This is a genomic window from Streptomyces sp. SAI-127 (assembly GCF_029894425.1).
GTDB lineage: Bacteria > Actinomycetota > Actinomycetes > Streptomycetales > Streptomycetaceae > Streptomyces.
Genome location: NZ_JARXYJ010000001.1, coordinates 1 through 13,745 on the forward strand (window position 1 = coordinate 1; position 13,745 = coordinate 13,745).

The window sequence follows — 13,745 nt, forward strand, 5'->3', positions numbered from 1 at the left end:
TGGAAGCAGCTGTCCACCGAACAGCAGGAACGGCTGACCAAACCTGGGCTAATCAAGCCCGTCCAGACACCGTCTCCGGCCCCTGCGGCCACACGTGCGACGAAGGGCCCGGGCAAGGCGCAGCAGGCCTTCCAACGCGGCCTGGCAGCCCTCGCCCAGTGGGTCGAACGGGAAGGCGCCCCCACCGGCCTGTACCGCGCGGACACACTGAAGAGATCACGGTCGACGGCGAAACCGAACCGGTGGTCATCAAGCTCGGCGTATGGACATCGAACACCCGTGCCAGGCGGGACAAGCTCACCGAGGAACAGCTCGACGCACTACGAGAACTCGGCATGGAATGGGCGTGACGCCGACACCGCCCGGCTGTTGCGCCGGATCGCGCAGGGCCCCCGGGACACGATATCGGGGCCGCGCTTTTTCAGCCGCCACGGCGCTCGCGTCACGCCTCGTCATGCCAGGGGAAGCCATCCGGGTCCGTGGCGGCACGGGTCCTGACCCGCTCATCGTCATGGCCGCGGATCTGGTCCAGGAACGGGAAGTCTTCCGGCTGCACGGCCAGTTTGGCGACAGGGGCCACTGGTACGGGACTTGCCCATTGGGCCGGCTGCACCAAGACATCGCCGACCCGCATCCGCGGCTGCAGCTCGAAGGTGTCGGCGGGCAGCAGGTACACCGTGCCGGGACGCCAGGGCTGCTGCTTCAGCGCCCGCGCGCTGATGGAGAAGTAGTAGTGCGGCTCGCCGAGCCGCTCGCTGCCGTTGTCGAGGCGGGCGCAGCCATTGATCAACGACATCGGGTGGTGGTCCCGGTCCAGGATCGCGTAGTACATCGGCCAGAGCCCGTCGCCGGCGGCGAAGACCGCGCGACGGTTGCCGAACTCGCTGCTGTCGTTCGGCTGCCGGGGCTCGAAGCGGCTGATCGCCGGATCGCCCGAGCCGTGCAACAGCAGTCTGCCGCGGTCTGCGGCACGGCAGAGGAACTGCCATTTCGGCGCCTCGATCCGGTAGTCGATGGGCTCATCGGGACCGTTCGCGAGCGCTTGCTCCAGCAGTCGGTCGAAGGATGCCAACGTTGTGCGGTCCGAGGGTGCAGCGGGACGCGTCATCCAGTACGCAGGCAGCTTCATCAAAGCAACCTATCCAGCGCACCGCACGGAGTCGCCTGGGTTGTTCGAGATCTACAGGTCGAACTCGAGGTGCTCGATGTCCGTGAACCGGACCTCCTCCAGGCTTCCCGCGCGGCGGCCGCCGTCCTGGAAGTAGACCTCCTTGAGCGCTTCGGCGGCGATCTCCTTCAGCTGCTGGTCGGTGGCGCCGGCCTCTTGGGCGTTGAAGAGTCGGGCGGCGTAGCGGGGCGGCAGGGCGACGGTCAGGTGCCGGATGCGGTCCTGGTCCGTCGACCCGATCGGCGCGGTGTAGCCGAGGCGGGCGCGGGTGTCGACGACGATGCCGCCGGTGGTCGCCGCCTTCTGCCGGGCCTTGGCCCTAATCTGTGGCTGCCAGCGCTTCTTCACCTCGCGCTCCAGTCGCGCGGCGAGGTCCGGGCGGGGCTTCTTGATCTGGTCCTTCACGTACCGCTCGACGGTGCGCTGCGAGATGCGCAGCATCTGGGCGACCGCCTTGGTGCTTTTGAGCTGCTTGACCAGGTACCGCATCTGCGCGCCCGCGCTCTTGGGTGCCGGGCGGGTGAACGCCTTCTGCACTGCGGCTTCCAGGCCGTCCCCGAACAGGCTCATCGTCGCCTTCTCCTATTCTCCGTTGTCGGCGTCGGTGACGGTGCCGTCCTTGATGTACCGGGCGAGGTTGAGCTCGGGGGCGTTGAACCGCTCGCGGACCTCTTCGCCCCACAGGACGCTCTGGGTGCCCTCGTGCTTGACCAGGCCGGGGTTGATGCCGAGCTTGAAGCCGCCGGGCAGCGGCTTGCCGTCCCGGTAGGGCAGGAAGTCCAGCGGCGAGGTGCCGTTGGCGGCGTAGACGACGCAGTCGGACAGGACCGCGATCGGGTACTGGCCGGTGAAGCTGGCGTGCTTGACGATCTTGCGGTGCAGGTTGATCCGGGTGCGGGAGATGACCGCCGCGCGGATGTCCGGCCGCCACGTCGGGCGGGACAGCGCACGCCACGGCTCGCCCGGACGCCAGCCCTCACCCCGGGGCCGCTCGCGCAGCTTGCCCAGGCCGCCTTTCACCGTCGCCTTGATCGCGGAGACGACGATCGCCAGCTCCGGGTCACGGCCGCGGTAGCCGTCCATCGCGGCGAGGAAGTCGGCCGGCGACAGGTCGGCGTCGACACCGAGGTCGGCCATCGTGGCGAGGTAGGCGTCGCGCAGCCGGTTGTACCAGCCGTCCAGGTAACGGCCGTTCTCGTAACGGACGTACGCCTCGAGCGGCACGACGTCGTAGCCGAGCTCCACCGCGTACGCCACGGTCGGCGTCGCGTACCAGGCCGGACCCTCCGGTTGCTCGCCCTTCGGTGTGAACGGGCTGGGCAGCAGACTCGCGTCCAGGTCCGCCCACGTGTCCTTGCCGACCTTCACCCGGGACAGGTCCACATGGGAGAGGTCGACCAGCCACGAGCCGGGCAGCTTCGCGTCGAACACCGGCGCCTTGACGTGGGTGGGCGCACCGATGCCGACGACCAGGCCGTTGGCGCCGGCGGCGAAGGCCATGTTCACGTCGATGCCGACCAGGTGCCGCAGCGTGCACTCGGCATCGGTCATCGGCCGCGCCCAGTCGTACGCCTCCTCGAACAGCTTCTCCCCCGGGCCGCGGACGTGGAACCGGGGCAGGTCCTTGAGAAGCGGGTGGCCGTCGGGGGCCTCGCACGGCGCGCAGTCCACCGGATCCTTGCCCAGCGAGCCGGGGTTGTGCTCGGAGTGCCGCTTGCCCGTCGCGTCCGGTTCGGAGGCACGGGTCGGTGGGTGCAGAGCAGTCATCAGCTCCAGGCCGGTCACCGCGGTCGATCCGCGCGGCGTCATCACCCGCGATGCGTACACGCCCAGCACGCGCGCGAGTTGCGCCGGCGGCAGCTGCCCGGCCTCGCCCCAGTGCCGGGTATCCAAGGCGTTCCACGACGGGATGCACAACTGCACGCAGGCCCGCTCCGAACCCTGCGCGGGGCGGTAGATCCGCGCCCACGGCCCGAACCCGCGCTTGGTCAGCTTCCACTCCGCACGGGCCAGCTGCTTGATGACCTTGTGGCCCTCGGGGATCCGCCCGGTGAGCCGCTCCTCCTCCGTGAGGGCGGCCGGCAGGCCGTAGCGCTCCAGTGCGGACGGGGTGAGCACGAGCAGCGGGTCGGCGTCCTTGCCCGGGCCGGACAGCTTCGGCGCCCCGAGCTTCGCCTCCGTGAGCGTCCAGTCCACCAGGGACGGAATCGACTTGGCGGGCACGTCCAGGACCAGCCCGCCGGTGCAGTACGCCAGCACCTGACCGTCGGCGACGCCGACGACCGCAAGCGGCCCGTTCTCGAACCGTGCATCGGCGCCATCGGCTGGGGTGCCGGCGGGGGCGGTCTTACGCGCGGGCTGCCGACGTGACGTCGGCCTGGTCGTTGCCGCCGGATGCGGCACAGCGGCGGGGCGCAGTGCGGTGTCCTCGGATACACGCTCTGGGATCGGGCCTGTGGGTTCGGTGCGGGCTTGGGCCGGTTCAGTTCCCGTTGGCGCAGGAGCCGCTGGGAGGGCAGGCGTCTCGGGGACCGCCGTGTCCTCAGCGGGCACCGGGGCGTTGGCGGGGTAGAGCTGGGCGAGTTGCTTGAGCATGCGCGCGTATGCGTCGCGCTCCGGCGGCCGCGGCTCGGTCTTGCCGGCCTCCCAGCCGCTGACCGTCGCCCGCCGCACCTGCAGTGCGGCGGCCACCTCGTCCAGCGTCAGCCCGTGCGCCTGGCGCAGCCGTTTGCGTTCCGCCGGGGGCGGCAGCGGGGAGCGGGACGCGATGAGCGCGTCGACGGCGTCGAACAGCTCGGACATGCAGCACCTCCTGCCCCAACCCTAGCGTGAAGCGCATGTTTCGCGTACGAACCGCGTACGGATGGCGTAAATGGCGGTTGGGGGTTCACGGTTGTTCCCTGAAAGGCGTCCGCAGGCTTGGGTTGCTGCAGGCTCTTTAGCCGGGGGCCCGCGGTGGTGTCCTGGCTATGCCTGAACTGGCCGGGGGGAGCGGCTTGGTGTGAGAGATCTGGGAGAGCAGACGGCCGCCGTGCACCAGTCATCGCGGCGGCAGAACGCTCGGGGGCGGGCATGGGTGAGATCGTCAAAGGGCTCGAACGAGCGTTGCTGACCCGTCCCGTGCCTACGAAGGATGCCGCTGTGCGCTTCCTGCTCAAGGCGGAGAAGAGCTCCACGAAGAACGTGGCCGTCCTCCTGGGGATCTCCCAGCGCACGGTACAGCGGTGGGTCACCACCCGGCCGGGAATGCGCCGCCGTCCCAGTGCTGTGCATGCGGGGTTGATCGATGAGGCCGTCAGGGCACGGTGGCAGCCCCTGGTGCGCTCCCGCCGACGGGCCCGGGCCGAGGCCGACGGGTTTGTCTTCCACACCAGGGCGCGGTTCGGTTTCGCCGCTCCGGCAGGCTCCTCGGACGATCCGCGGGTACGGCTGATCACCCAGTACCTGTCGGGAGAAGTGGCCCGCGAGCTGTTCGCCGCCCGGGACGCCGGCGGAGGCGAGCAGCAGCAGATGGTGATCCTCGCCCGTGCTCTGGGACATGCCTACTTCCGGGACGGAGGCCGGCGCGCCCACGGTCTCGGGATCGCCTTCACTGACGTGGAGTTCGCCGATTTCTCCATCGACTGACCACGCCCCTGGCTCGCTGTGCCGCGCGGCGCCGTCTTTCCCTTGCCGGCCCTGGGTGTCGGGGGCTGGGCTCAGGGCGAAGGTGGGGTCTGGTGCCGGGTCAGCATCGTGTCGTAGCGCTGTGCTTCCTTGCGTTCGCGCCAGTCCCACTGGATACGGCCGGTGCGCTGGCCGGCGGGCGGTTGTGGCGGGCGAAGCCTCGCTGCTTCGGCCACGCGCAGCAGGTGGGTGCGGTCGTGGGGGCCGGCCAGCAGGTGCTGGTCCTGGGCCGGGGGCGAGCCGGGCGAAGCACACGGCAGCCTTCAGGAAGGTGCGTGCCCACGGCGGCACGCTGTAGGTGGCGCAGCCGTCGGTGTAGCGGGCGCGGTCGTGCAGGGCCAGGCTGGCCGCCGCGTCGTCGTAGTCGCCGGGGCGGGCGGTGGCGAGTTGCTGGAAGGAGGCGCCTGTGAATGACGCGGCGGTGAGGGCGGCGGCCAGCGGGGGTGGGCGGTCACGGTGGCCAGGCGTCGGGCGATCTCCCGGACTGTCTGCTGGGTGAGGGGTGCGGGTGGCGGGCGGTGCCGGAAGACGATCGGCGGCGGCGTGCACGGGCCGGTACATGGGGCGGGGCTGTCGTAGGAGACCAGGCGCTCCAGCACGGGCAGAGTGAGCCACCGGTCTGCCGGCCGGGCGGCCTCGTCCGCAGGCGGGGGTACGGGAGCGGGTGTGCCGTAGTAGTGACGGCGGGCGGCCTGGAAGTCGGCGATGACGGCGTAGTCGGCCGTCTGCAGCGCCTGGTGCAGGGCGGCGGGCAGATGGGGGCGGTGGCAGACCAGGGTCAGGTGGATGCCGGTGAGGGTGCGCATCTGCAGGAGGCGCATCGTGCGGCGGGCGGTGAGGCGGTGGGCGCGCAGGACGGTCAGCCGGGTGACGGGCAGGGCCGTGATCCAGGCGGTGGCGGCTTCCCAGGCGGGCTGACGGCCGGCGGGGAAACGCCCCGGGAGCAGGGGCGGCTTGCCCAGAGCGGCCAGAAGGTCGTGGGCGAGGCCGGTCTCGCTGGTGCTGCCCGGGCCGGGGTGCAGGGTGATCCGCCCGGAGGGCGGATGGTGGGCGGCCAGGGCCGTGTGCGTGTGGATCGCATCGTCGCCCGGGTCGAGGACCACGGCGACGCACGGTGGCATGGTGGGCGGCATGGCGGCGTGGTGGTCAGGCGAGGCGGCTGAAGGCCCAGCGCAGCAGTTCCCGGTCGGCCCGGGGCCGGCCGGTGCGGGCGAGCGCGGTACGGGTGTGGGCGGTCAACTGGGCCCAGGCGCGAAAGTTGCCATGGGCGGCGTGGCTGTCGGCGAAAGCGATGTCGTCGGGGTCGGCGTCGGCCCACACCGGATGGAACAGGGGGATGACCTGCTGGACTTCATCTGGGGTGAGGCGGGTGAAGTGCTGCCAGATGAAGATGCGGGAGGAGAGCATCGGTTCGCGGCGCAGCACGGTGTGGCAGCCCTCGCCGCCGACGAAGACGACCGCGAAGCGGGTGGCGGGCTCGTCCCACAGGTAGCGGAAGTATTCGAACGCTTCTCCGTTGAGCCACTGGGCCTCGTCGACGAGGAAGGTGCGGGGGTGTTCGGCCAGGGAGGTTTTCAGCAGGCGGTCGAACTCGCTGGGATGGCGGGGTGGTTCACCGGGCAGGTCGAGCGCGGTGAACAGCTCGTAGCGCACGGCCCGGGCGGTGGGGCGGGCACGGAAGGTGACCCGTCGGACATCCTCTGCGGGTTCGAGTTCGTGCAGGCAGGTGTTGACCGCGAGCGTCTTGCCGTGGCCGGCACCGCCGTGGATGCACATCATGGCGCGTGCGGCGACGGTGTCGGTGATGTTCTCCCGCGCGGTGAGCAGGGCCCGGGTGGTGACGACGGCCGCGTCGGGCAGGTCGACGTACTGGTAGGAGGCCGCGGTCATCAGGCGTCTCCTGCGGGTCGGGAGCCGGTCTCCGGCGCAACGTCCCCTGGCGGGTCTGCTGGAGCGGAGGCGGGCGGGGGCGTCGCTGTGCCGGCCGCAAGGGCGGGCGGAGTGCGCCAGTGCGCCGGAGGCGGGGCGGGCGGGATCAGGTCGGGCAGTGCCAGCCGTGCGACGTCGGTGTAGTCGGCGGCGGCGAGTTCACGCTCTACCTGGGCGGCCGTGACGGCTCCCAGCCGCTGGGCGGGCTCCGCACTGGTGGTGGGGGCGAATCGCTGGCGGCGCAGGCGTTCGGCGGCCTTCACGTCGGCGCGCAGGCGCCGGGCGCGCTCCGCACGTGCCTCGCGCAGCGCCTGCAACTGCTCGGGAGTGGCTGCGTCCGCGAGGTGCGCCGGGCCGAGGTGTCGGCCTCGGGCGTCGCAGACCTCGATCTCGTGGTCGTGGTGCGGCATGTAGCGCACGCGGACCTGGCGGCCGGCCTGGCCGGTCATCCACGCGGCGGTGTAGGTGCGGCCGCGCCAGCTCACGCCGTGGCTGGTCAGCTTCCGCAGCCGGCCGTCGTCCTCGAGAGTGAAGGCCCACAGGTCGGCGGCGGGGATGTCGGTGACAGGGGTCGGATCGGCCTGCCACGCCTCCAGCGGCGTACGGCCCGACAGGGCTTTCGGGCGGTGCGCGATGTTCCACCAGTTCGTCCACGCCAGGACCTCCGCGGTGAAGTCCTGGAACGACAGGGCGGACACCGCCCCCGCAGTACGACCGCGCCGCTGCGCGCGGGGCCCGGTGGGCCCGGCGGTGTAGCCGGGCAGGGCGGCGAACAGCATCCGGTCCGCAGCCCGGTTGAGGCTCTCCACCGTGCCTTTCAGATGCGGGCTGTAGGCAGGCAGGTCCTTGACCGTCACGCCCATCGCGCCGAGCGCCGTGGTGACGGCCGCCGACAGGAAATCCTTGCCCCGGTCCACCCTCACCAGCTCCGGCACTCCCCCGGCCGGGCCGTAGGGCTCATCCCGCACCACTGCGGCACGCAAGGCGGCCAGCACCGACGCGCGGGAGGGATGGCCCGGAGTGACAGCGGTGCCGGTGATGACCTTGGTGGCGGTGTCGATGAACCAGGTGATCCACGGGCGCACCAGGTCGCCGTCGGCGTCGACCAGCAGCGGGGCCTGGACGTGGTCGGTCTCCCAGGCGTAGTTGCGCCATGACGGCGGCCGCTTGCCGAACACGTCATGGGCGCGTGCTGCCTCCGCTCCGATGGCGAGACCGGCGCGCTCCCCCGCCGTCAGATCACGGCGCAGCGCGCGCAGGAACGTCGACAGCGACGGGACCGGATCCAGCAGCGGCACCTGCGACAGGGCTGCCCCACCCGGAACAGCCACCGGGTCCGGCGGGACGGGCGCGGCAGTACCGGACGTCTGCGCGCGTACGCCCCCGGCCTCGGCCGCGGCGCGCTCCACGAGCTGGCGGTGGACTGCGGAGGCGTTGCCGTGCCAGTACGCCAGCAGCACCCGGATCTCCGCGGTGATCTCGAACCGGCCGGTGCGGCGGGCTCCGGGATGCGCAGCCGCCGCCGGACTCCGGGACGCCTCGGCCAGCCACCGCCATACCGTGCGCTCCGACGCCCCCAGGCACTCCCCCGCCAGCCGCACATGCTGCCGCGAAAGACCGCCCCGGGCCCGCAACGCCAGCAGGCGCCGCACCGCGGGCGCCCGCAGCGCAACCAGCGACTGCTTCCCGAGCACACCCGCCGGATCCCCCGGCGGTGGCAGCCACTGCCCTCCCGCGTCAACGCCGCGGCCGCCATGGGTGTCCCGCGGTCCGTTGTCCGTCATCGCGCCGCTTCACCTCCGCGCCGAACGGGATGAGGTGCTCCGCCGCCGGAACCGGTGTGCCCCGGGCGCGTAAGAGGGGCCGTCATGAGTACGGACCGAGCCGGGCGCAGGCCTGGCCGATCGCATCCCGATCCACGCCCGCACCAGGGTCGCGGCCCCGGGCCGCACAGACATGCGAGGTGATCTTCGCCCAGGTACGGAAGTTACCGCGGGCAGTCTGCTCATCCGCCCGCCCCAGGTCGGCCGGATCAGCGTCCTCCCACACCGGGTGAAACAGACCCAGCGTCCGCGGCACATCCTCCGTGTCGAGACGGCTGACCTGATGCCAGGTCAGGACCCTGGAACGCATCGCCGCGGCCCGGGCCAGCGCCCGCTCACTGCCCGCCCCGCACAGCACCAGGGCAGCCGCACAACCCGGCGAATCCCACAGCTGGCGCAGGTAGTCCAGCACCGGCGGCGACAAACGCTGCGCGTCGTCAAGGAACAGCACACCCGGCTCGGCCAGCGCCTCCGCCAGCGCCTGGTCAGCCGGACCGGCACGATGGGTCAAGGACCCCGACGGCAGCCCCAGCGCCTCGCACAACGCGGCCCGCACCTGCGGCAGCCCGGGCCTGACCCCCACCACCGCCCGCCACACCGGCACCCGGCCAGGCAGCAGATGCAGAGCCTGCTCGACCGCGACCGTCTTCCCCAGCCCCGTGTCCCCGTACACGCAGCCGATCCCCCGCGCGGCAACCGTGTGCCCCACCGCCTCCACCACCTGGGCCACCTGCCGCGTGGACACCAGCCGCGCCCCCGGCGCATACAGACGCACCCCACCCGACACCCGGGCCCGCGAAGCGGTCTTCACCGCGCCGGGCCGTTCCTCACCATCGGTATCCGACGGCAAGGCGTCCGGGCCGTCCACGACCGGCGGGCCGTTCGCACCATCTGTGAAGCCGAGTTCGGCCAGGGCCCGGTCGTACCGGCTCGGCTCCACCCGGCCCGACGCCGTGCGGGCGACCTGAAGCACCCGGCCCGCCCTCAGCTCGCCCTTGATCGCACGGTGCAGCGTCGCCAGGGACGGCACCAACTCCGCCCCCCACCGCTCCAGCACGCCCTCCTCCTGTGCCCGGAGCATCCTGCGGCGCAACTCGGCGACGTTCCCGCCGACCTGGGTGAGCACCTCCCACAACGGGTCGCCCACCGTGAACCCGCCCCGCCGCGGCCGCGCCTCCACCCGCCCCTCGGCCAGCCACCGCCACACCGTCCGCTCCGACACCCCCGCCAACCCCGCCGCGATCCGCACATGCAACGCCGACAAACCGCCCTCACGTTCCACCGCCAGCAGCCGCCGCACCACCACCGACCGCACCACCCGGCCAGCCTCCGCCGAACCCGCCGGACCCGACACCGCCTCCCCCACCGGGGCCTGCAAAACCGTCACACGGCCAACCCCACCCGCCCCGGCCACCCACCCACACAAAAACAGGCAAACCCAACACAGCCGGCCCGCAACCTGCTAACCACACCGTGACAGCCACCCGGTCACCCCATGACAGCAACCACTTCCACGACCCGGCCCCGTGAACCACTGCCAGCACCCCGAACGCCGGCCGTCAGCGACGCGCCCGATGGAGGCGCCGGTCCAGTACCGGCTTATGGCGCCCGGGCCGACTCTCCAGGATGTGCTCGCACGTTCGGGCCCCCGCCACGAACTCGCCGCCGGTGCGAGCCGCCATCGCCCGGAAGAACGCCCGCCCATCCGGGGACTGGCTACTGGTCGACCAGCGATACCCCGGACCGTCCAGAAGTGCCCTGCCGACAAGGCGCGTACCGAGACCTTGCCGCTGCACATCCGGAGAGAGCGAGATCTTCGAAATGACACCCCGCTCGCACTGATGACACACCTTCCACACCAGCCGCGCATCCGATATCCCGTCACGCCCGTAGACACGAATATCCTGGAACCCAGCAGGCCCCGTCGCGGCGTGCAGCAGAAAAAACCACTCAGTCCTCGGACGGCGAAGAAGCATCCACCGCCAACGAAACTCATCCAGCCCGTCAGGCGTCCTCATCGGAACTCCCTCGCCCACCCACTGCCGAGTCCAAGTCTCGCGAGCGTCACTGCGGTTGTCCCTCACACCACAGGAACAGCCACCCCCACGACAGCCGACCTACCCCACACTCGCCGGAAAAAAGCAGCCACTTGGTCACCCCATGACAGCAGACCCGGCCGCAACCACCCCCCATGACCAGGCACCGAGCATCCCATCCCGCTGACACCCACCCAATGCCACCAACGCGCCCACTCACACCGCAGGAATGCGTCGTAGACAGCGTCGGCCTCAGTCTCGGCCTCCTCGCTCTTCTCCAGCCGCCGCAGCGTGCTCACCCGGAGCTCGTCCCGGATCCGCTCCGTAACCTCCCGGGCCCTGTATGTCTTGAGCGCCCCCGGCGACATGCGTCCCGGAAGGCCAGGTCCGGTCGTGCGGCGCATTCAACGTGGTTCGCAGCTGAGGAAGCTGCGTCTGGAGCGTGGGATCACGCTCCAGAGGGCTGGTCATTCCGCCCGCGTGTCCGAAACGAAGATGAGCCGGATGGAGCTGGGCCGGGTCAGTTTCAAGAGGCGGGACGTCGAGAACCTGCTGACGCTGTACGGCATCACGGACGAGCAGGCCCGGACAGCGATCTTGTCCCTGGCCGAAGAGGCCAACACCCCGGGCTGGTGGCAGCAGTACTCCGAGGTCTTCCCCGGCTGGTCGTCTACCTACCTAAGGCTGGAGGGCGCAGCCTCGCTGATCCGCGCCTATGAAGTTGCCGGCAGTACGCACCGCGGGCGAGTCAGGCAGAGGTGGAGCGCCGGGTGGCACTGCGTCTGGAGCGCCAGGACGCCCTCGTTGCAGATGATGCCTGCGAACTGCACGTCGTCCTCGATGAATCGGCGCTGCGGCGTACCTACGGCCACCATGCGGTGATGCGCCGGCAAATGCAGTATCTGATCGACGCGTCCGAGAGGCCCAACGTGCGGCTGCAGATCATGCCGTTCCACTCGATGGGACATCCGGTCGGGGCCGGGCCGTTCACCATGTTCAGCTTCTCGCAGGGCGATCTGTCGGACGTCGTGTACGTGGAGCAGCTCACCAACGCCCTATACCTGGACAAGCCTGCAGACGTCGCTCAGTACACGGAGATCCACCAGGAGCTGCAGCGGAACAGCCCGGCACCGGAAAGCAGCCGAGACCTGCTGCGCGGCCTTGCCGTCGCCTCCTGAGGTATCCCCACGCGCGGGGAAGAGAGGTCTGTCCGCAGTCCAGTTCCCCAGTGCACGAGGGCAGAGTGAACGTGCCCCCTCCCGTGCGGCAGTTGGTGGCTGGTGGCAAGGCCGGAACTGGTCGGTCAGCTCGTCGGGACGGATCCATCGGCGAGAACTACGCTGCGAGTGCAGTGACGCTCGAAAGCCTCGGGGGTGTCGGAAAGCGCGGTCTGCCGCCGCAGGCTCTGTGGTCCGTCTCATAGGCTCAGCGAGACATCACTGTGCAGGACAATGTCTGCGGAGGAGCACCTTCATGACCCGCTACTGTGTCGCGTCTGACCGGCACGAGTTGATCGCCACCTGGGGTACCGGCGCAGGTGACCTGGCCGCCGGTGTCGCCACGGCGCCGGCGGGTGCCGACATCGGCAGCCTGTTGGCCCTGGCCCGGGCGCTCACCCAGCTGTCCAACGCCGCATGGCATACCTACACGCATCCCGCCAGTGCCGCCGACTCGCTGGAACCCAACAGTGAGGGCTGGCGCCGTGAGGAGGAGCGCAAGCAGTTCAGCGAGGTCGTAGACGCGATCAGCCGGCCCAACCTGCCCAGTGGTGGCACTTTGGTGGTCTCCTACAGCAGCCTCCTCGAATCCGCTCATCGCGTCGGGCGTGCCCTGCACAGCATCGGCGACCCGCAGCTTGTGGAGGGCGTTGCCGCTGAAGTCGCCGTTGAGCTCACGGCCGTGGAGAGTGCCGAGCTCGGTGCTCTCAGCGGCCGGTCCCAGCAGGCTGTCCTCCTCAGCCGTGAGGACGCCTCTCCCGTGCAGGTCGCCGCCGCCGACCAGCTCCTGCAGCAGGATCCCTTCGGCCCCGACGATCTGTTCCGGGGCATCGATCCGACGGCGGCCTCGGTCGCGGCAGCCCACTGGCTCGCCGCGGCAGCCGAGGTCACCGGCGAGGCATCCGGGCTCGACCCAACCCGCGTGGTTCTGGAAGCCGACAACATCGAGGAGCTGCCCCACGAGTCGCCTACCCTCGTCCTCGGCCTCATCTACGACGGCGTTTCGCCGTACGACGCGGTGACCAGCCTTGTCCGGCATGCCATGCAGGTCACCGACGGCGTACTGCCCGACCCCACCGCTCTGCGGGAACAGCTCGATGACCTGCACGAGACACTCGCCAGGCACAGCGGCGAGGAAGAACCCGACCTCACCGACGTCGCTCTGCGTCTGACTCCCCTCGACCCTCAGCGGCCCGCATGTGACCTCCTCGAGGACCTCCTCACCGGAATCCACGGCTGCTGGCTCCTCCACAGTGAGTACGAGAACCTCGACCACGATGACAGCGATGACGTGGAGGAATGGGACGACGCACGGGCCGAACTGGAGCAGAACCGCAGCCGCGAACGCTTCGCAGAGCTCGTCCGGGACACCGCCACCCGCCACCGCGGGCGACTCATCTGATCCGGCATTCAGCACTGCTCCCGCCCAGGCAGCAACCTGTCGGCGGCCCGCAGCGCACCCCGAGTGTTCTTAGTGGGGGTCGCGGGCGGTCTCTAGAACGACATCAACATCGGTGACTTCTGCTGCCCGCCGAAGGTGGGGCTCGGGATCCTCGGGGATGGCTTAGCTCTCACTCTTGAAGCCTTTGAACGCGGCCAGCCGAAAGACAAGGTTCCTGAAGGCATCAGCTTCATGGGAGGTCAGACCAGCAAGCAGTTCGACTTCAACCTCCGCAACGCGTCGGGCAAACCGCGGCAAGGTTCCGGCACCCTTTGAAGTGACCACCACCTTGCGAGCCCTGCGATCAGCAGGATCGGGTATCCGCTCGACCAGCCCGGCCTCAGCCAGTGCATCGATCTGGTAGGTCAGGACTGTACGGTCGATGGCCAGTTGGATGCCGATGGCCTGCTGACAGATATCCGAACAGGTCGGCACCCTGATCGGCGCCGTCGACACTGCAACGAA

At 70.4% G+C, this 13,745-nt stretch carries 10 protein-coding genes and 2 pseudogenes; 4 read left to right on the forward strand and 8 right to left on the reverse strand.

Features of this window, described 5'->3' with window-relative positions; genetic code table 11:
• Nucleotides 1-350: pseudogene (locus M2157_RS00005) on the forward strand (helicase associated domain-containing protein); the annotation flags it as partial.
• A gap of 92 nt (nucleotides 351-442) precedes the next feature.
• Here M2157_RS00005 and M2157_RS00010 read toward each other — a convergent pair.
• Genes M2157_RS00010 through M2157_RS00020 form a run of 3 tightly spaced genes read right to left on the reverse strand, consistent with a single transcriptional unit; the run spans nucleotide 443 to nucleotide 3,970 of the window.
• Nucleotides 443-1,129 carry a hypothetical protein gene (locus M2157_RS00010; RefSeq protein WP_280863918.1) on the reverse strand — a complete coding sequence of 229 codons (687 nt, stop codon included), beginning with the start codon at nucleotides 1,127-1,129 and terminating at the stop codon, nucleotides 443-445.
• Nucleotides 1,130-1,180: 51 nt separating this feature from the next.
• On the reverse strand, nucleotides 1,181-1,738 hold the full coding sequence (locus M2157_RS00015; RefSeq protein WP_280863919.1) for an XRE family transcriptional regulator: 558 nt from the start codon (nucleotides 1,736-1,738) through the stop codon (nucleotides 1,181-1,183).
• A gap of 12 nt (nucleotides 1,739-1,750) precedes the next feature.
• Complete coding sequence (locus M2157_RS00020; RefSeq protein WP_280863920.1) at nucleotides 1,751-3,970, reverse strand: helix-turn-helix transcriptional regulator; 2,220 nt, start codon at nucleotides 3,968-3,970, stop codon at nucleotides 1,751-1,753.
• A 270-nt stretch (nucleotides 3,971-4,240) separates the two neighbouring features.
• On the opposite strand from M2157_RS00020, the gene M2157_RS00025 reads away from it, so the two are divergent.
• A complete protein-coding gene (locus M2157_RS00025) occupies nucleotides 4,241-4,795 on the forward strand; it encodes an XRE family transcriptional regulator (RefSeq protein WP_280863921.1) in 555 nt (184 codons plus the stop codon).
• A 302-nt stretch (nucleotides 4,796-5,097) separates the two neighbouring features.
• Here M2157_RS00025 and M2157_RS00030 read toward each other — a convergent pair whose 3' ends face one another.
• The 4 genes from M2157_RS00030 to M2157_RS00045 all read right to left on the reverse strand — a co-directional run bounded on the left by M2157_RS00030 (nucleotide 5,098) and on the right by M2157_RS00045 (nucleotide 9,973).
• Nucleotides 5,098-5,967: a hypothetical protein gene (locus M2157_RS00030; protein WP_280863922.1), complete on the reverse strand. Its 870-nt coding sequence runs from the start codon at nucleotides 5,965-5,967 to the stop codon at nucleotides 5,098-5,100.
• Between the two features lie 13 nt (nucleotides 5,968-5,980).
• Nucleotides 5,981-6,724 (reverse strand): ATP-binding protein, encoded by a 744-nt coding sequence (locus M2157_RS00035; protein WP_280863924.1) that lies wholly within the window; start codon nucleotides 6,722-6,724, stop codon nucleotides 5,981-5,983.
• Entirely contained in the window at nucleotides 6,724-8,547 is a 1,824-nt protein-coding gene (locus tag M2157_RS00040; RefSeq protein WP_280863925.1) for a transposase family protein, read from the reverse strand. Before M2157_RS00040 ends, M2157_RS00035 begins: the two co-directional genes overlap by 1 nt.
• Nucleotides 8,548-8,629: 82 nt before the next feature.
• Nucleotides 8,630-9,973: an ATP-binding protein gene (locus M2157_RS00045; RefSeq protein WP_280863927.1), complete on the reverse strand. Its 1,344-nt coding sequence runs from the start codon at nucleotides 9,971-9,973 to the stop codon at nucleotides 8,630-8,632.
• A 1,015-nt stretch (nucleotides 9,974-10,988) separates the two neighbouring features.
• Between M2157_RS00045 and M2157_RS00050 the strand changes: the two are divergent.
• Together M2157_RS00050 and M2157_RS00055 are read left to right on the forward strand one after the other, a co-directional pair.
• Nucleotides 10,989-11,800 (forward strand): annotated as a pseudogene (locus M2157_RS00050) (helix-turn-helix transcriptional regulator).
• 295 nt (nucleotides 11,801-12,095) lie between these two features.
• Nucleotides 12,096-13,241 carry a hypothetical protein gene (locus M2157_RS00055; RefSeq protein ID WP_280863929.1) on the forward strand — a complete coding sequence of 382 codons (1,146 nt, stop codon included), beginning with the start codon at nucleotides 12,096-12,098 and terminating at the stop codon, nucleotides 13,239-13,241.
• A 162-nt stretch (nucleotides 13,242-13,403) separates the two neighbouring features.
• Here M2157_RS00055 and M2157_RS00060 read toward each other — a convergent pair whose 3' ends face one another.
• Entirely contained in the window at nucleotides 13,404-13,736 is a 333-nt protein-coding gene (locus M2157_RS00060; protein ID WP_280863930.1) for a MarR family transcriptional regulator, read from the reverse strand.
• Nucleotides 13,737-13,745: the final 9 nt, after the last annotated feature.

Coding starts and splice junctions, on each gene's coding strand:
- M2157_RS00010 (WP_280863918.1), bottom strand. CDS start 1,129: ATGAAGCTGCCTGCGTACTGGATGACGCGTCCCGCTGCACCCTCGGAC.
- M2157_RS00015 (WP_280863919.1), bottom strand. CDS start 1,738: ATGAGCCTGTTCGGGGACGGCCTGGAAGCCGCAGTGCAGAAGGCGTTC.
- M2157_RS00020 (WP_280863920.1), bottom strand. CDS start 3,970: ATGTCCGAGCTGTTCGACGCCGTCGACGCGCTCATCGCGTCCCGCTCC.
- M2157_RS00025 (WP_280863921.1), top strand. CDS start 4,241: ATGGGTGAGATCGTCAAAGGGCTCGAACGAGCGTTGCTGACCCGTCCC.
- M2157_RS00030 (WP_280863922.1), bottom strand. CDS start 5,967: ATGCCGCCCACCATGCCACCGTGCGTCGCCGTGGTCCTCGACCCGGGC.
- M2157_RS00035 (WP_280863924.1), bottom strand. CDS start 6,724: ATGACCGCGGCCTCCTACCAGTACGTCGACCTGCCCGACGCGGCCGTC.
- M2157_RS00040 (WP_280863925.1), bottom strand. CDS start 8,547: ATGACGGACAACGGACCGCGGGACACCCATGGCGGCCGCGGCGTTGAC.
- M2157_RS00055 (WP_280863929.1), top strand. CDS start 12,096: ATGACCCGCTACTGTGTCGCGTCTGACCGGCACGAGTTGATCGCCACC.